The 18061-nt window shown below is 68.1% G+C and carries 12 protein-coding genes; 6 read left to right on the forward strand and 6 right to left on the reverse strand.

Annotated elements, in window-relative coordinates; all coding sequences use genetic code 11:
* Positions 1-195: 195 nt before the first annotated feature.
* Entirely contained in the window at positions 196-1275 is a 1080-nt protein-coding gene (locus EGK76_RS10165; RefSeq protein ID WP_096296828.1) for a LysR family transcriptional regulator, read from the reverse strand.
* Positions 1276-1653: 378 nt separating this feature from the next.
* Between EGK76_RS10165 and EGK76_RS10170 the strand changes: the two genes are divergently transcribed.
* The 5 genes from EGK76_RS10170 (at position 1654) to EGK76_RS10190 (ending at position 9385) form a co-directional block, all read left to right on the forward strand.
* The gene (locus EGK76_RS10170; protein WP_158613482.1) at positions 1654-2484 is read left to right on the forward strand and encodes an SDR family NAD(P)-dependent oxidoreductase; all 831 of its coding nucleotides are present in this window, start codon (positions 1654-1656) and stop codon (positions 2482-2484) included.
* Positions 2481-3680 carry an efflux RND transporter periplasmic adaptor subunit gene (locus EGK76_RS10175; protein WP_233580255.1) on the forward strand — a complete coding sequence of 400 codons (1200 nt, stop codon included), beginning with the start codon at positions 2481-2483 and terminating at the stop codon, positions 3678-3680. Before EGK76_RS10170 ends, EGK76_RS10175 begins: the two co-directional genes overlap by 4 nt.
* Before the next feature lie 177 nt (positions 3681-3857).
* On the forward strand, positions 3858-7043 hold the full coding sequence (locus EGK76_RS10180) for a multidrug efflux RND transporter permease subunit (protein ID WP_123832536.1): 3186 nt from the start codon (positions 3858-3860) through the stop codon (positions 7041-7043).
* A gap of 126 nt (positions 7044-7169) precedes the next feature.
* Positions 7170-7919, forward strand: a complete 750-nt coding sequence (locus tag EGK76_RS10185; protein WP_123832537.1) for an SDR family oxidoreductase — start codon at positions 7170-7172, stop codon at positions 7917-7919.
* A complete protein-coding gene (locus EGK76_RS10190) occupies positions 7919-9385 on the forward strand; it encodes an efflux transporter outer membrane subunit (RefSeq protein ID WP_123832694.1) in 1467 nt (488 codons plus the stop codon). Before EGK76_RS10185 ends, EGK76_RS10190 begins: the two co-directional genes overlap by 1 nt.
* 102 nt (positions 9386-9487) lie before the next feature.
* Here EGK76_RS10190 and EGK76_RS10195 read toward each other — a convergent pair whose 3' ends face one another.
* From EGK76_RS10195 to htpG, 3 genes are all read right to left on the reverse strand, one after another.
* The gene (locus tag EGK76_RS10195; protein ID WP_123832538.1) at positions 9488-10873 is read right to left on the reverse strand and encodes a DUF2235 domain-containing protein; all 1386 of its coding nucleotides are present in this window, start codon (positions 10871-10873) and stop codon (positions 9488-9490) included.
* A gap of 24 nt (positions 10874-10897) precedes the next feature.
* Positions 10898-11425: a hypothetical protein gene (locus EGK76_RS10200; RefSeq protein ID WP_096296820.1), complete on the reverse strand. Its 528-nt coding sequence runs from the start codon at positions 11423-11425 to the stop codon at positions 10898-10900.
* A 484-nt stretch (positions 11426-11909) separates the two neighbouring features.
* Complete coding sequence (gene htpG, locus EGK76_RS10205; protein WP_123832539.1) at positions 11910-13811, reverse strand: molecular chaperone HtpG; 1902 nt, start codon at positions 13809-13811, stop codon at positions 11910-11912.
* A 295-nt stretch (positions 13812-14106) separates the two neighbouring features.
* Here htpG and EGK76_RS10210 point away from each other — a divergent pair, with 295 nt between their 5' ends.
* The gene (locus EGK76_RS10210) at positions 14107-16887 is read left to right on the forward strand and encodes a TonB-dependent receptor (protein WP_123832540.1); all 2781 of its coding nucleotides are present in this window, start codon (positions 14107-14109) and stop codon (positions 16885-16887) included.
* A gap of 89 nt (positions 16888-16976) precedes the next feature.
* Here EGK76_RS10210 and EGK76_RS10215 read toward each other — a convergent pair whose 3' ends face one another.
* Both EGK76_RS10215 and EGK76_RS15405 read right to left on the reverse strand, forming a co-directional pair.
* Complete coding sequence (locus EGK76_RS10215; protein WP_123832541.1) at positions 16977-17333, reverse strand: hypothetical protein; 357 nt, start codon at positions 17331-17333, stop codon at positions 16977-16979.
* A gap of 185 nt (positions 17334-17518) precedes the next feature.
* Positions 17519-17833: a hypothetical protein gene (locus tag EGK76_RS15405; protein ID WP_158613483.1), complete on the reverse strand. Its 315-nt coding sequence runs from the start codon at positions 17831-17833 to the stop codon at positions 17519-17521.
* Positions 17834-18061 lie beyond the last annotated feature (228 nt).

The raw sequence follows: 18061 nt of genomic DNA on the forward strand, positions 1-18061 counted from the left end.
GTTTGCCGCAGCAGTCTCGCGCTGCGCCCCCTTCGATTCCTCGATGCGGCGCGCATGTACGCAGGCCCGAAGGACGACGCGCGGCGACGCCCTTCGATCGGTCTGGTCCCGGATCGGAGTCCGCCCAGCAAGCGAAAGAGACCGGCAAAAGCAGCGCCCGGCGCGCGCATCGCCCGCGCCGGGCGGTCGATCGCGTCAGCGTCCCGCGAGCACGACCTCTTCCGCTTCGTCCGCCTCGATATCCGCGGCGTCGGCCTCTTCAACCGCTTCGACTGCCTGCCGCGTCGCTTTTTCCAGCTGCGCCAGCACCGCCTTGCCCGTGTATTTCGCTTCCATTGCCTGCTGCTGCACCTGGCACAGCGTCTGCATGTGCCCAGCGTCGAAATTGAGGCGGTCGATCAGGAAATCGACGAACGCACGCACCTTGGGGGACACCAGCCGGCCACCGGGGAACACCGCATTGATATCGACTTCCGGGCCCGTCCAGCCGGCCAGCACGCGTTGCGCCATGCCGGCTTCGACGAAGGCCTTGGCCATCACGTCGCCGGTCAGCATCAGGCCCTCGCCCTTGATCAGCGCCCAGTTGAGCGCGGCGGGATCGTTGGCGACGAGCTGCGGATTGACCGGAAACTCGCGCAGCGCGTGGCCGTCGGTCAGTGACCACACGAAGCGGTTGTTGGCGTTGTGGCTCTTGCGCATCACCAGCGTGCGGTGGTGCTGCAGGTCGTCGGGGTGCAGTGGTTCGCCATGCCGTTCGATGTAGGCCTGACTGGCGAAGACCTGGGTACGCAGGCTGCCGAGTTTGCGCGCGACGAGGTTGGAATCGGGCAGCGTGCCGATGCGCAGGGCCAGATCGGCTTCGCCTGCGATCAGGTCGAGCTTCTCGTTGCCCATGTGCATGTCGAGCTGGATCTCGGGGTACTGCGACTGGAAGTCGCCGAGCAGCGGCGCGATCCAGGTGATGCCGATCGAGTAGGGCACGGTGAAACGCAGCCAGCCGCGCGGCCCCGACTGCAACTGCGCCACCGCGCTTTCCGCATCTTCCAGGCCGCGCGCGATCCGCTGGCAGTGCTCGTGATAGACGCTGCCGGCCTCTGTCAGGCCCAGCCGGCGCGTGGTGCGGTTGAGCAGGCGTGCGCCGAGCCGCTGTTCGAGCTCCTGCACCTTGCGACTGACCGTGGTCTTGGGCAGGCCGAGCGCGTTCGCGGCGGCGATGAAGCTGCCCTGCTCGACCACCTTGACGAAGATCAGGGTCTCGTTGAGATCGTGGGCCATGTGGAACTCCTTGGCAGTGCCGTGGCGCGAACAGGGGGATTGGACCGCGAGGGGGATAATTATTCCCTCGAATAGGGACTAATCAAGTCCCGTTTCCGGGCGGATGATCTGCGGCACCTTCCAACGGACGCCGCCGATGACCGCTTTCCGCCACGCCGGATCCCCACGCCAACGCTCCGCGATGGCGGCGTCGCATCGGCGTGCTCAGCGCATGGAAATCCCGCCGAATCAATCGTCTAGTGCGCGCATCACTGTGCCCAGGCGGCTCCAGTCGGGGCGTGCCGGGTGGGGATGGTTGTGGTCCTGGCTGCCGGGCACGGCCTCCCGCCGGATGGTCCCAGCCCCCGTCGAGGAGTGCTTTTCGGGAGACAAAATCCCATGATCGGGACAATTCCAGGGCCGCTGGTGGTGGTCGGCGCTACCGGGACGGTCGGAATGCGCGTGGTGGAGCAGGCCATGGCCGCCGGGCGCCGCACGACCGCGGTCGCCAACGACGCCGAAGCGCTCGACCGACTGCGGGCCCGGCACGGCGCCACGCTGACGACGCTGTACGCAGACATCCGCAGCGACGCCGCTGCGGCCGATCTGGCGGCACGCCTCCGTACCCTTCCCGGGCCGGCACCCGGCGCGGTCATCGCGGCGATCCGCGGCGCCGCCGGCAGCCAGCGCGTGCTCGATGCACCCGCGGATTTCCTGCGTCGCCGCCTCGACGAGGACCTGCTGCCACATCTGGCGATCGCGCGTCATCTGCTGCCGCTGCTTGCGACGCGGCCACGCGCCGGATACGTGCTGGTCGGCGGACCGGGCGCGGACCATCCATGGTCCGGCTACGGCCACCACTCGATCGGTGCATCGGCGCTGCGGATGCTCGCGCGGGTATTGCACGAGGAAGCCCGCACCCTGCCGGTGCGCGTGCAGATGCTCGCGGTCGATTCGCCGATGCGCTGCGACGCCAACGCCGCCCATGCACGTGCGCAGTGGCCGGACGTCGAGGCGATTGCCGACCACGCCCTGCGTCTGGTCGATGGCGCCGCGAATGCCGACATCGCACTGGTGCGCTTCCCGCTCGGCGCTGCCGTGCGCCCCCCCGGTCTGTCGGACGACCTCGACGTCGGCCCGTGCGCGCCCATCCCCCGACACCAGGAAGACGCCAGCGCGCTGCTGCATCGCCTGGCCACCTCCGTCTCTGCCCAGGAATCACGCTCATGATCCGCCCCCACATGCTGCATTCCCGCCCGCGCCGGCGCGTCTGGCGCGCGCTCGCCGCGACAGGTCTCGCCGCCGCCGTCGCCTTCGCCGTTGCCGGCTGCGACACCCGTGCCCAGGACCAGACCGCGCCGGCTCCGCCCGACGTCGGTGTCGCCGCGGTGCTGTCGGAACAGGTGCAGGACTGGAACGAGGCGACGGGCCGCGTCGCCGCGGTCGAAAGCGTCGAGCTGCGGCCGCGCGTCAGTGGCTATGTGGAGCGTGTCGCCTACGCCGAAGGCGACGAGGTGGCGAAGGGCGACCTGCTGTTCGTCATCGACCCGCGGCCCTACCGGGCGGCGTTGCAGCGCGCGGAAGCCGAACTCGCACGCGCCCGCGCCGAGGCACAGCTGGCGAAGACGCGGCACACCCGCGCGAGATCGCTGATCGAGGCAAGCGCGATCTCGCGCGACGATTTCGAAGCGCGCAGCGCCGGTCTCGCGGAAGCGGAGGCTGCGGTGCGCGCGGCGCAGGCGATGGTCGAAACGGCGCGGCTGGATCTGGCCTTCACGCAGGTCCGCGCGCCGGTGGCCGGACGCGCGGGTCGCGCGATGCTGACCACCGGCAACCTCGCGCAGGCGGACGCGTCACTGCTGACCACCGTGGTCTCGCAGGATCCGGTGCACGTGTATTTCGAGACCGACGAGCGCACGTTTCTGCGCCACCAGGCGATGTCGCGCGCCGGCGAACGCCGCAATGCCGACAACGCCGTGCGCGTGGGTCTGGCGGACGAGGCCGGCCACCCCCACGCCGGCACCGTCGACTTCCTCGACAACCAGATCAATCCCGCCACCGGCACGGTGCGTGCCCGCGCCGTATTGCCGAACCCGGACCGCCGCTTCACCCCCGGCCTGTTCGCCCGCGTACAGCTGGAAGGCGCATCCGCGCGACCGGCGATCCTGATCGACGACAAGGCGGTGATCACCGACCAGGACCGCAAGTACGTCTACGTCGTCGGCGAGGACAACACCGCGCAGCGACGCGACATCGTGCCGGGACGCATGGTCGAGGGCCTGCGCGTGGTCGAGTCGGGCCTGGCCACCGGCGACCGGGTGATCGTCAACGGCGTGCAGAAGGTCTTCATGCCGGGAATGCCAGTCGCCCCGCAGGCGGTGGCGATGCGCGGCGGTGCACCGGCCGGGAGCGTCGCGAAGCGCTGACGCGCGCGCTTGCTTGCGCCCCTCTCCTTTGGGAGAGGGGTCGGGGTGAGGGCTGCCGGTCGCACCGGTAGCGCTCCCCTCATCCGGCCCTCCGGGCCACCCTTCTCCCCGAGGGAGCAGGGCTCGCTGTTTCGATTTTTCGCCAAGCGGCCACCGCGCCGCCCACAAGGATTCCCCGTGGACTTCTCCCGCTTCTTCATCGACCGGCCGATCTTCGCCGCGGTGCTGTCGATCCTGATCTTTGCCGGCGGCCTGATCGCCATTCCGCTGCTGCCGATCGGCGAATACCCCGAGGTGGTGCCGCCATCGGTGGTCGTGCGCACCGTGTATCCCGGCGCCAATCCCAAGGTGATCGCCGAAACCGTGGCGACACCGCTCGAGGAGGCCATCAACGGCGTCGAGGACATGATGTACATCAAGTCCGTCGCCGGCTCCGACGGCGTGCTTCAACTCACCGTGACCTTCCGTCCCGGCACCGATGCCGACGAGGCCGCGGTGCGCGTGCAGAACCGCGTTGCCCAGGCGCAGGCGCGACTGCCCGAGGACGTACGACGACAGGGCGTGACCACGCAGAAGCAGTCGCCGGTGTTCCTGATGGTGGTGCACCTGACCTCGGAAGACGGCCGCTACGACTCGCTGTACCTGCGCAACTACATGCGCCTGCACGTCAAGGACGAACTGGCCAAGATCGCCGGCGTCGGCGATGCCCAGCTCTTCGGCGGCGGCGACTACGCGATGCGGCTATGGCTCGATCCCGACAGGATCGCCGCGCGCGGCATGACCGCGAGCGACGTGGTGCGCGCCGTGCGCGAGCAGAACGTGCAGGTCTCCGCCGGCCAGCTGGGCGCCGAGCCCATGGCAAACGGCAGCGATTTCCTGTTGCCGATCAATGCCAAGGGACGCCTGGAAAGCGTCGAGGAGTTCGGCGACATCGTGCTCAAGGCCGGCAGCGGCGGCGAGCTGGTGCGCCTGGCCGATGTCGCACGCATCGAGCTCGCCGCTGGCGACTACACGCTGCGCGCGCGCCTCAATGGCAAGAACGCGGCGGCGATCGGCATCTTCCAGGCGCCGGGTGCGAATGCGCTCGAGATCCGCGACGGCGTGGTCGCGAAGATGGACGAGTTGCGTCCGCAGCTTCCCCCGGGAGTCGAGATCCAGTCGATCTACGACACCACGATCTTCGTGCGTGATTCGATCAAGTCGGTCGTGGTGACGCTGATCGAGGCGACGTTGCTGGTCGTGCTGGTGGTGATCCTGTTCCTGCAGACATGGCGCGCATCGATCATTCCACTGCTCGCCGTGCCGGTGTCGATCGTCGGCACGTTCGCGGTGTTGTACCTGCTCGGTTACTCGATCAACACGCTGACCCTGTTCGGCCTGGTGCTGGCGATCGGCATCGTGGTCGACGATGCGATCGTCGTGGTCGAGAACGTCGAGCGGCACATCGAACTCGGCGCGTCGCCACTGGAGGCCGCGCATCTGGCGATGAAGGAGGTATCCGGGCCGATCATCGCGATCGCGCTGGTGCTGTGCGCGGTGTTCGTGCCGATGGCGTTCCTGACCGGCGTGACCGGCCAGTTCTACAAGCAGTTCGCGGTGACCATCGCAATCTCGACGGTGATTTCGGCGATCAATTCGCTGACCCTGTCGCCGGCACTGGCCGCGAAGCTGCTGCGCGCGCACGACGCGCCGAAGGATCGCGCCACGCGGCTGATCGACCGTGTCTTCGGCTGGTTGTTCCGCCCGTTCAACCGGTTCTTCAACCGCAGTTCGGAGCGCTACGAGGGCGCGGTGTCGCGCGCGCTCGGTCGTCGCGGCGCGGTGTTCCTGGTGTATGCGGCGCTGCTGGTGGGCGCGGGCTTGATGTTCAAGGTGGTGCCGGCCGGCTTCATCCCGGTGCAGGACAAGCTGTACGTGATCGCTGGCGTGAAGATGCCGGAGGGCGCCTCGATCGAACGCACCGACGCGGTGCTGAAGAAGATGGCCGCGCTCGCCGATGAAGTGGACGGCGTCGCCAGCGAGATCGCGTTCCCGGGTCTCAACCCGCTGCAGTTCACCAATACGCCCAACAACGGCGTGATCTTCTTCACGCTCGATGCCTTCGACGCACGTTCGCGCAGCGCCGAGGAGGTCACCGCCGAGCTCAACCAGAAGTTCTCCACGATCCAGGAAGGCTTCACCTTCGCCTTCATGCCGCCCCCGATCCAGGGTCTCGGCAACGGGTCGGGCTGGTCGTTGTTCGTCGAGGACCGCACACGCCTGGGTTACGGCGAGCTGCAGGCCGCGGTGCAGGCCTTCCAGGGTGCGGCGGCGCAAACGCCGGGCCTGGGCTATCCGATCAGCAGCTACCAGGCCAACGTGCCGCAGCTCGATGCCGACGTGGACCGGGCCAAGGCCAAGGCGCAGGGCGTGCCGCTGACGGAACTGTTCGACACCCTGCAGACATATCTGGGTTCGGCCTACGTCAACGACTTCAACATGTTCGGCCGCACCTGGCAGGTCATCGCCCAGGCCGACGGCCAGTTCCGCGACGAGGTGACCGACATCGCCAACCTGCGCACGCGCAATGCAGCGGGCGAGATGGTGCCGGTGGGCTCGATGGTCGATGTCCGCCAGACCTATGGGCCGGATCCGGTGATCCGCTTCAACGGCTATCCCGCGGCCGACCTGCTGGGCGATGCCGACCCGCGCGTGCTCTCGTCCGGCGAAGCCATGGCCAAGGTCACCGAACTCGCGGGCCAGGTGCTGCCGGCCGGCATGGGCATCGGCTGGAGCGACCTGAGCTACCAGCAGAACACGCAGGGCGGCGCGGCACTGGTGGTGTTCCCGCTCGCGGTGCTGCTGGCGTTCCTGGTGCTGGCCGCGCTCTATGAGAGCTGGTCGCTGCCGCTGGCGGTGATCCTGATCGTGCCGATGACGCTGCTATCCGCGCTGTTCGGCGTGTGGCTGGCCGGCGGCGACAACAACGTCTTCGTGCAGGTGGGGCTGGTGGTACTGATGGGCCTGGCCTGCAAGAACGCGATCCTTATCGTCGAATTCGCCCGTGAGCTGGAGATGCAGGGCAAGGGCATCGTCGAGGCCGCGCTGGAAGCCAGCCGCCTGCGTCTGCGCCCGATCGTCATGACCTCGGTCGCCTTCATCGCCGGCACCGTCCCGCTGGTGCTCTCGAGTGGCGCGGGCGCGGAGGTGCGCTCGATCACCGGCGTCACCGTGTTCGCCGGCATGTTGGGCGTGACCGTCTTCGGCCTGTTCCTCACCCCGGTGTTCTACGTCGCGCTGCGCAAGCTCGCGAACGCACCGGTGGTGTCGCACAGGCCGGTCGCGCCGTCGCACGCCGCGCCGGGCACCGGGCTGCACGCATGACGCCGGCTGCGAAGTCCGGAAGCAGCGCGTCATGCCGCGTCGGGCGCACCCCACTCCGTGCCGCGCGACATGTTCCGCCGCACGCCACGCCGCTTTTCCCTTTATCCAATTGCTGAGGTCATTCCCATGAGCACTTCTCCCCGCATCGCCCTCGTCACCGGCGCCACCCGTGGCATCGGCCTGGAAACCGTGCGTCAGCTGGCCGAAGCCGGCGTGCACACGCTGCTCGCCGGCCGCGACCGTGGCCGTGCCGTCGCGGCAGCGCTCGAGCTGCAGGCCACAGGTTTGCCGGTCGAGGCCATCGAGCTCGACGTCACCGACGCGGCAAGCATCGCCGACGCTGCGCGCACGATCGAGGCGCGCCACGGCCGCCTGGACATTCTGGTCAACAACGCCGGGATCCTTGCCGACAATCCGCAGCTCGGAGCCGCGGGCCAGTCGATCGACACCTGGCGCACGACATTCGACACCAACGTGTTCGGCCTGGTCGCCACCACCCAGGCGATGCTGCCGTTGCTGCGCAAGTCCACGGCCGGCCGCATCGTCAACGTGTCCAGCCTGCTCGGGTCGATCAGCCAGCATCAGGACCCGGCGTCCTTCATCTACGACTTCAAGGGCACCCCGGCCTACAACGTGTCCAAGAGCGCGGTGAACGCCTGGACGGTGCATCTGGCGCACGTGCTCAAGGATGCCGGTATCAAGGTCAACACGATCCATCCGGGCTACGTGCGTACCGACATGAACAAAGCCGGCGACGAACAGAACGGCGAACTCGAAGTCGAAGATGGCGCACGTACCAGCGTGCGCCTCGCGCTGATCGACGAGGCCGGCCCGACCGGCGGCTACTTCTATCTCGACGAGGTGCTGCCGTGGTGATGCGCCCGCTGATCACTGCGCTGGCGGCGGCGTTGCTCGCCGCCTGCGCCGTCGGGCCCGAGCATGTGCGGCCGTCGATGGCGGTGCCGGAGACCTTCGAAGGCAGTGACGTGCCGGATGCGACCGCGGCGACCGCGAACGCCGCGGTTGGCACCGCCGCAACGGCCGTGGCCGACACTGCGTTCTGGCGAGCCTTCGGCGATCCGCAATTGAACGCGCTGGTCGAGGACACGCTGGTGGCGAACCACGACCTGCGCATCGCACTGGCACGCTTCGACCGCGCGAACGCCTTGCTGCGCGGTAGACGCTTCGACCGGTTGCCGACGATCGATGCCAGCGGGACCGCCGCCAGCAATCGCGCGAGCGCCGACCAGGTGCCCGGCGTGCCGCGCGATGCACGCGACACCGACAGCTTCGACATCGGCATCGGCGCGAGCTGGGAACTCGATCTGTTCGGCCGCGTGCGTCGCAGCGTCGAGGCCGGCCGCGCCGATGTCGCCGCGAGCGCGGAGGACCTGCGCGCGCTGCAGGTCGCGATCGTCGGCGAAGTCGCGACCGCCTACCTCGATCTGCGCGGCCTGCAGGAGCGGCTGCGCGTGGCCACCGAGAATGCCGGCAACCAGCAGCAGACGTTGGCGCTGGTGCAGGCGCGGCGCGAAGCCGGACAGGACAGCGGCTTCGACAGTGCGCGCGCCTCGGCGCAGGCGGCGTCGACGTCGGCCCGCATCCCGGTGCTGGAAGCGGAGATTGCCGTCGCCACTCATCGCATCGCCGTGCTGACCGGACGTACACCCGAAGCATTGCGCGCGCAGCTGACCGCCCCGCGCGCGCTTCCGGCCGTGCCGCGGTCGATCGATCCCGGTACGCCGGCCGATTTACTGCGCGTGCGCCCCGACGTGGCCGCGGCCGAGCATCGTCTGCATTCGGCCACGGCGCGCGTGGGCGTCGCCACCGCCGACCTGTTCCCGCGGCTGACCCTCGGCGGCCTGATCGGCAGTCAGGCCGGCGACATCGACGCCCTGTTCGGGCGCGATAGCGAGACGCGACTGGTCGCGCTGGGCATCGACTGGTCGTTCCTCGACATCGGCCGCGTGCGCGCCCGCATCGCCGCAGCCGACGCCGACGCCGAGATGGAACTCGCGCGTTACCAGCAGACCGTGCTGCGCGCGCTCGAGGACACCGGCAACGCGCTGGTGCGCTTCAACCGCGCCCACGACGCGGATGTCGAACTGGAACGCGCGGCGCGCGACAGCGCGCATGCCGCGCAACTGGCGCGCATGCGTTTCGATGCGGGCGCGACCGGACTGCTGGACGTGCTCGACGCCGAGCGCAGCCAGCTGCAGGCCGAGGATGCTTTCGCCGCGGGACGCACCCGTACCGCGACCGATGCGGTGGCGCTGTACCGCGCCCTGGCCGGAGGCTGGCCGCAGACTTTGCCGCCGCGTGAAACGGCGGGCGTCCGATAGCAGCATGTCCCTCCTCCCGCCTCCCTGCTCCGCGGGGAGGGCCGGTGGGCGAACGGCCGTTTCGCGCTGACAGCGGATCGGCATTGCCACACCGCACAGCGGCTAGAGCTCGGGTGCTGCCATCACATGGGACGGCGCGGCGTGCGCGGCCGCTCGCTCGGTGAACTCGCGAGACTGCCGCTCCAGCGCATCGAAGCCGCTCTGCAACCAGGTCTGTCCGGCATCGCTGCCGATCTGCTCGCGCGTGAGACCCGAAATCCTGATGCCGTCATCGCGCGCCGCGGCCGACAGCAGGCCATTGGCGAACGTCGGCATGTCCATGCCTTCGCTGCGAACCGGAACGCTGCCTTGCACGGGCCCGATCGTCACGTTCCGCCACTCGAGACGCGCCGCCATCGCCTCGTTGCGCGGCATCGCGTCTCGGCAGTCGATCTGGCAGAGCGTGGGCGGTGCGAGCAGGTCATGCATGCCGCGTTCACCGCGTCGGTCGAACACCGAAGTGAAGTAGAGGCGGGAATGCTCATTCGAGCGATGGACCACGTAGCGATCCGGATCGTCCGGCAAGGCGCGCTTCTCGAGTGGCGGCGGACGAATCATTCCGTTGATGTAGTCGATCGCCAGATTGCCTGATAGAACCGCCAGCCCGTCCCGCCGATAGCCGCCGCCGATATCGCTGTGCGCGCCAGCAACGCCCACATTGAGGAAACGGCCATCTGGCGTGATCCCGAAGTCGGTGATCCACGTGCCCTGGAACAGGTTGCGACGTTCGTGCAGCGCCGTGATCTGGAAGGCCGACACGACGGACTCCGCGAGACGTCGATCGTTCTGACGCGGCGCGCCGGTGCCGACCGGGTCGAATAGAACTGCGGCCTGGATGACATGACCAGGCTCGCGGAGCGGCAGATTGGGATAGGTTACTTCACCGATGATCAGGCCGTCGGCGTTGCGCTTGAACATCGCATTCGTTGGGTCCTGTATGCCTCGCTCTTCGATGAGTCTGGTGAAGCCGGCCGCCTGCTCTGCACCCCGACTGAAACCAGTTGAGAGGATTCGAATGTCGGCGTTTGGGTCCCCGTCTACCCACTTTTTCGCCTGCTTGACGAACTGCAGGTACATATCCTCCAAGCGCGCGCCGTAACTCCCGCCGTCAATCGCATCGATCATTCCGCTGATGCTGCCTTGGGTGCCGGGCCCCTCGACATATCCCCTTCCAAGTCGCGTGTAACCAAGCATTTGCTCTGCGTGCTCCGCATGACGTCTGATCTGCTCGTCAATCAGGGCTATGTTGGTCAGCGTGCCTGGATCGTTCTTGCTGTTCCCGGTGCCATCGAAGGACGCGACGAAGAGACGTTGATCAGTCCTGCGCTCGTCAAGCAGCACCGGCGCAGTGAAGTTCTCGAGCGATTGCTTTGCGGCGTCAAAGCTCGCCAGATGCTCTGCCGTCGCGGCATCGGCGCGCACGCCGTCCGGCTGACGATGTCCGCCCACGCTCCACCTCCATGTGGATACAGGTCAGTAAGTCTGGCTCCAAGCCAGTACCAGGTCGTCCCGAAAGTCGCTATGCGGTCGCTCCGGAAACCTCGGCGCCTTCAACGAAAGAAACGCGCGCATGTAGACGTTGATCGTTCGGTCGTTGATCTCCATCACGATGTCTGGATTGATCGACGGTGTACGGTCCGAGATCTCTTCCCGCGGCGCCTCGTAGAGCACCAACTCATCCTTGAAAATCTCGCCGATGTCGACCTGCGCCTCCAGCGGTGTCCCGTCCTTGGATGTCCATCTCACAACGGCGGGGGGCGGGAAGTTCCGGATCGAGATGTGGCCCGCGCTTGTACCGTGGAACGCATTCGGATGCACCTCCTCGCGTGCTGGTCGCGGCCCGCCCGAGTACGGACGGTTGGCATATATGACCGTGTATTCCTGCACCGCATACGTCGCGATGCCGAAGTTGTGGCGGAGGAACCGCAACGGCCACTCGGTCAGCGGCCCCGGCTGCGAAGCGCCACTCGGAGGTTGCGTCGTCTCGTGCGTCATCGCCATGCCCTGGCATCCTGTCGTCGTGAGTGCGGTGGCGACGAGCGCGGCCGCGAGCCTGCGTGGCCGCGTGGAGTGTCGACCTGTACGTACGGTCCGATCGGCCATCGTCGTGGTCCCTGCTTGGAACGGTTCCGCCCTGCGTCCCGGCACCTGCGCCGGTGGCAGCAGGTTCTGACGGACGCGGGACGGAGGCCGACAGGGTGCCGCATCCGCGGGGCGCGGGGAATCGGGCGTTTCCGGATGCCGCTGTGGGAATGGGCACGGGATGGGCGGTGCGCCGGGCATCCGCAGTTCTGGCGTTCGGCGCTCGTCGGAAGGCGCGAGCGCTCGTTCTTTCGGCAGCAAGCAGTTCCGGCGGTGCAATCGCGTGCGAGCAGATCGCACGGGTCATCCTTCCCCAACGTGGGCTTTGCCCCACCCAGCCCTCCCCCGTACGCGGGGGAGGGCTTGAGACGCATGGTCGCGTGCTGGACGCGAGCCCGGGCGGTCAGCCGCCCAGCAGCACCCGGTTCATGCGCTGCACGAATGCAGCCGGGTCCGGCAGCTGCGCGCCCGCGGAGATCTCGGCCTGTTCGAGCAGCAGGGTCGCGAGGTCCGCCGCCTTGGCGTCATCGGCTTCGCTTTCGATCCGTGCCAGCAACGCGTGCTGCGGGTTGATCTCCAGCGTCGGCTTGCTCTCGGGCACGTCCTGGCCGGCCTCGCGCAGCAGGCGGGCCAGGTGCGGGGCCATCTCGTAGTCGGCCAGCGCCAGGCACGAGGGCGAATCGGTCAGGCGCGCCGAAACGCGTACGTCGCCGACGCGCTCGCCAAGCAGCCGCTTGATGCGTTCGACCAGCGGCGCGGCAGCGGTCGCCGCTTCTTCCTGCTTGGCTTTGTCCGCCGCGTCGAGCGGCAGTTCACCCTTGGCCACGTTCTTCAGCGACTTGCCGGCGTACTCGTGCAGGCTGCCGAGCATCCATTCGTCGATGCGGTCGAACATCAGCAGCACTTCGATGTCCTTGGCGCGGAAGGCCTCGAGCTGCGGACTCCCGGCCGCGGCCTTGTAGCCATCGGCGGTGATGTACCAGATGGCATCCTGGCCGACAGGCATGCGGCCGACGTAGTCGTCCAGCGACACGGTCTGCGCGGCGCCATCGCCCTTGGTGGAGGCGAAGCGCAGCAGTTTGGCGATGCGCTCGCGGTTGCTCGGGTCTTCGACGATGCCTTCCTTGAGCGTGTTGCCGAAGGCCTTGTAGAACGTCGCGAACTTCTCGGGCTCGTCGCGCGCGAGCTTCTCGATCAGATCGAGCACGCGCTTCACGCAGGCGCCCTTGATGCGGTCGAGCTGGCGGTTGTGCTGCAGGATCTCGCGGCTGACGTTGAGCGGCAGATCGTCGGCGTCCACCACGCCGCGCACGAAACGCAGGTAGTTCGGCAGCAGCTCTTCGGCGGCGTCCATGATGAAGACGCGCTTGATGTAGAGCTTCAGGCCCTTGCGCTCGTCGCGCCCGCCCATCATCAGGTCGAACGGCGGCTGCGAGGGCAGATACAGCAATGTGGTGAAGCTCTGGCTGCCTTCGACGCGGTTGTGGGTCCAGGCCAGGGCGTCGTTGAAGTCGTGGCCAAGCGACTTGTAGAAGCTCTGGTAGTCCTCGTCGGAGATGTCCGACTTCGACTTGGTCCACAGCGCCGAGGCGTCGTTCACGGTCTCCCATTCAGGCGCAGCGTCGGTCTTGGCCTCAGCCCCGTCCTCGGCGGGCACGGCCGCGTCCTTGGGCATGCGGATCGGGAACGCGACGTGGTCGGAGTACTTGCGCACCAGCGAACGCAGCTTCCAGCCATCGAGGAATTCGTCCTCGTCGGCCTTGAGGTGCAGCACGACGGTGGTGCCACGCTCGGGCAGGGTCACGTCCTCCAGCGAATATTCGCCGCGGCCGTCGCTTTCCCACTTCACGCCGGCCTCGGGTGCGGCGCCGGCATGGCGGGTGAGCACGGTCACGCGGTCGGCGACCACAAAGGCGGAATAGAAACCGACGCCGAACTGTCCGATCAGGCGCGCATCGGCTTTCTGCTCGCCACTCATCGCCTCCAGGAAGCGGCGCGTGCCGGAGCTGGCGATGGTGCCGATGTTGGCGACCACGTCCTCGCGCGACATGCCGATGCCGGTGTCATGGATCGTCACCGTGCGCGCCGCCTTGTCCCAGCTCACATCGATGTGCAGCTCGCCCGCGCCGACCAGCAGCTCCGGGTTGGCGATCGCCTCGAAGCGCAGCTTGTCGCAGGCGTCGGAGGCGTTGGAGATCAGCTCGCGCAGGAAGATTTCCTTGTGCGAGTACAGCGAGTGCGTCACCAGGTGCAGCACCTGGGCGACTTCGGCTTCGAACTTGCGGGTCTCGACAGTAGCGGTCATGGACGTTCCGTGTGGCAGGTGACGATAGGCGGCGGATATTGGTCCGCGCCTGCACGAATCAAGGCACCTCGCGCGCGGCCCGCCGGTGGGGATCGCGCCGCCCGGGTTTCGCCCCGCGGGACCTGAATTGGCACGGGGATGAACTTTCGTTGAATTCGCCTTGGGCGCCCGGAGCTGAATTGCTTCACGTCACACGAGCACGACGTTAACGGGATTTTTACTGGCGTCGCCGGCCGTCCGAGATGGATTGGCGGATCCGACACACAGTTCTTCCACTTTGTTCGAGGTCTTCCCCATGCCGCTCGCCCTTCCTTCGCAGCCGCGTCGCCGGCTGCTCGCTGTCTCGATCGCCTGTGCCGTCGCTGCCCTCCTGCCGCTGCAGGCCGCCGCGCAACAGTCCGACACCACCACGCTGGATCGCATCACCGTCACCGGCTCCAACATTCCGCGGACCGATACCGAGACCGCGTCGCCGGTGCTGGTCATCAGCCGTGAGCAGATCGACCGCACGGGCAGGACCACGGTTGGCGAATACCTGCAGAGCCTGTCGGTGGATGGCGCCGGCTCCATCCCCAAGAGTTTCGGCAACGGCTTCGCCGGCGGTGGCTCGGCCATCTCGCTGCGCGGGCTCGGCGCCGGTTCCACGCTGGTGCTGCTCAACGGCCGGCGCATGGCCCCGTTCGGTCTTGCCGATGATGGCCAGAAGGTCTTCACCGACCTCAGCACGATTCCCCTGGACGCGGTGGCACGCATCGAGATCCTCAAGGACGGCGCCTCCTCGATCTACGGCTCCGACGCCATTGCCGGCGTGGTCAACGTGATCCTGCGCAACGACTTCGAGGGTGCGACCGCCACCGTCTCCTACGGCTGGTCCGAGGACGGCGGCGGCGATCAGCCCAAGGCGTCGCTGACCGCAGGTACCGGCAGCCTGGGCGATGACGGCTACAACGCATTCTTCAGCATCGAAGCGGCGAAGACCGATGGCATCCGCGTACGCGACCGCCGTGATCGCGACTGGATCGGTACCGGCGATACGCGGCCGTGGGGCTACGGCATCGGCACCAATCTGCCCGGCCGCATCAGCGGCGGCGGAACGGCCGCGGGTGGCGGGCCCACTGGCGCGGTCGAGAATCCGGCCACCGGCCTGTTCGAATCCCTCCCCGGCTGCGCCGGCCTGTCCGATGTGACGCCGCAGGATCCGGCCGGCGGCTGTCTGTGGGATGTCGGGCGGTTCCGAGATCTCTCGCCCGAAGAGAAATACGTGAACTTCTTCTCGCGCGCCGCGTTCGCCTTCGGTGACAACGGCGAGATCTACATGGAACTGAGCGCGTCCCAGAAGAAGACCACCTTCCAGAACACCCCGTCGGGTGTCTCCGGCGCGTGGGGCTATCCCGGCGGGCCGGTCAACGCCAGCGATCCCGGCCCGGGCGCGACCGTGCTTGGCCCCGATCATCCCGACAACCCGTTCCCGGGCACCGCGAACAGGCTGCGTTACACCGCGTTCGACGTCGGCCCGCGCGTCACCTACAACGACAGCCGGTTCGTGCGCGCACTGCTCGGCGTCAAGGGCACCTTCGGCGCCTGGGACTACGACGCCGGTTATCTGCACTCGGGTACCGACCTGACCAACGAACGCACCGGCTTCCTGCGCTACAGCCGGGTCAGGACCGCGCTCGAGGACCCCGACAGCCCGGTCGGCTACTGGCGCATCGGCGAGGACGCCGGGCTCAATACACAGGCGCTCTACGACTTCATCTCGCCGCGGATCAGCGCCGCCGGGCGCACCCGCCTCGACGTCATCGACGCCAAGGCCACCCGCCCGTTGATGGACCTGCGCGGCGGCGCGCTCGGACTTGCGCTCGGTGCCGAATACCGGCGCCAGTCGGTCTCGCTCACCCCGCAGACCTTCACCGATCAGGGCGACATCATCGGTCTGGGCTACTCCAGCTACAGCGGTGTCGAGAAGGTCACCAGCGCCTACGTCGAACTGCAGGCACCCGTGCTCGAGACCCTGGAGCTGACCGGCGCCCTGCGCGTGGACCACTACGACGGTGGCGATACCTCGACCACGCCCAAGTTCGGGGTGAAGTGGTCCCCCATCGACTGGCTGGCGCTGCGCGGCACCTACGCCGAAGGCTTCCGCGCACCCAACCCCGCCGAATCCGGCACCGGTGGCCTGGCCGCCTTCAGCACGGCCGTCGACCCGGTGCGCTGCGCCGCGCCCGGAAACGAGCCGCAGGATTGCGACGCCGGCCCGATCGCGCTGATCACGTCTCCGAATCCCGATCTGAAGCCCGAGAAATCCAAGAGCACGACGGTCGGCTTTGTGCTGTCACCGTGGGTCGGCGGATCGCTGGCATTGGACGCCTTCCGCATCCGTCGTAATGACGAGATCTTCGGCGGCAGCGCGGACGCGGCGATCGCCGCCGGTGGCGCCAACGTCATCCGCGGCAGCAACGATATTCCGGGTACCCCCGACAGCGGCACGATCCTCGCGGTGCTGGTCGGTTACGAGAATGCCTCGTCGACCACCGTCGAGGGTTTCGACGTGGACATGGAGCAGAGCGTGGACCTGGGCGATGCCGGCAACCTGCGGCTGGATCTGCAGTTCACCCACATCAGCACCTTCGAACGCAAGGATCCGGACGGCACGGTCTACCAGTTCGCCGGTACCCACGGCAATTGCGACGTGACCAACTGCATCGGCACACCGAAGAACCGCGCCAACTTCGGCGCGACGTGGGAGCGCGATGCGTTCTCGGTGAGCAGCGTCGTGAACTGGCGCGACAGCATGCGCAACGTCACCGAGGCCGGCGACACCCTCTGTGCCAACCGCTTCGCCAACGGCGACGACGCACCACGCGGTTGCGAGCTGGCCTCGTTCTATACGCTCGACCTGTCCGCGCGATGGAAGGCCACCGACCGCTGGGAAGTGTTCGGCACGGTCGCCAACCTCACCGATCGCGTCGCCCCGCTCGATCCACTGACCTATGGCGCGATCAACTACAACCCCCTGGATTTCAGCGGTGCCATCGGCCGCTACTTCACGGTGGGGGCGAAGTTCCGGTTCGAGTGAGCGCGGGGTAAGGGACACGACGCCCCGCCTGCGGGGCGTTCGTGTGTCTGGCCCTTGCGCGCGTCGTGCCTGCGGTCGGCGCAACCAGGTCAGCCGGACTCCGCCATCGGGTGAGACGCGAGCGCAGCGCGCGCCGCGTCGCAGCTCTCGTACAGGGCACTGCCATCCGTCACGACCACGCTCCACATGTCGGGACCGAGGACCTTGACGATGGCGTGGCCGGCCTGCCCGGGCGTGACGCCAAGCGGCATGGCGCCGAAGTTGAGGACTTCGAGATAGCGCTTCGCGCCGCGGTCGTCGCGGCGGCTGCCGGAGCCTTCGGCGATCGGCGATCGGCGTGCCGCGGGTGCGCCCCGCTCGGTGATGGTGGTCTTGAGACAGACCGTGGGTGCATCCGCCTCGGCTCCGCCGGTGGCGGCAAGCGTCGACGCGGCAAGCAGGATCAAGCTGTACAGGGGCAACCTCCTTGTCGTCGGGAACGCGCGGCCGGACCCGGCCGCGCGGGGGTATGGACGCGATGCCGCCGCGTCGCCGCGGCCTTGCTCAGGGCTGGTAGCAATCGCCGGCCGGGTCGACCTCGATCTGGATCAGTTGGCTGCCGCCGCCGCCCAGATGTTGCCGCCGGTGAAGATCAGACAGCCTTCGCCGCGGAACAGCGCCTGCAGGCGCGTGGCGTCATTGCCCAAGTAGAACGGGATCCAGCGCTTGCCCGATTCGTGCTGTGGGAACGGTCCGGCGCGCTGTCCATCAGCTCCTGCACGTCCTGCATGCTCATGCCGAGCTGCAGCTGCGCGAACTTGCTGCCTTCCGCCGGCGTGCCGACGATCTCACCGGTGAACGAGCCGTCCTGCGACAGCACTTCGCGCGTCTGTCCGTCATTCGCGGTCGCGCTTCCGGCCGCCCCCAATACCAGCGCCAGTGCGGCGCCGAGTCCCCGGGCCTGCATTGCAATCCCCCTGCGTGCGTCACCGGAAATGGCGACGTCGGCGGTCCTAGCAGGGCACTGCGGTGTCGCCCCCCCATGAAGCCGGGCCCGCCGCGGAACGGGCGGCAGCGTCAGCGGCAGCGTCAGCGTCAGCTGACGGTCGCCGCACGCAGGGCGCCGTGCCGAGGCGTGGGGGTGCCGGCGACCGTCCTTGCGTACGGCGAATTGCCGGGCTCGCCCGCGCCCGTA

The sequence above is a fragment of the Luteimonas sp. 100069 genome (assembly GCF_003813845.1).
GTDB lineage: Bacteria > Pseudomonadota > Gammaproteobacteria > Xanthomonadales > Xanthomonadaceae > Luteimonas > Luteimonas chenhongjianii.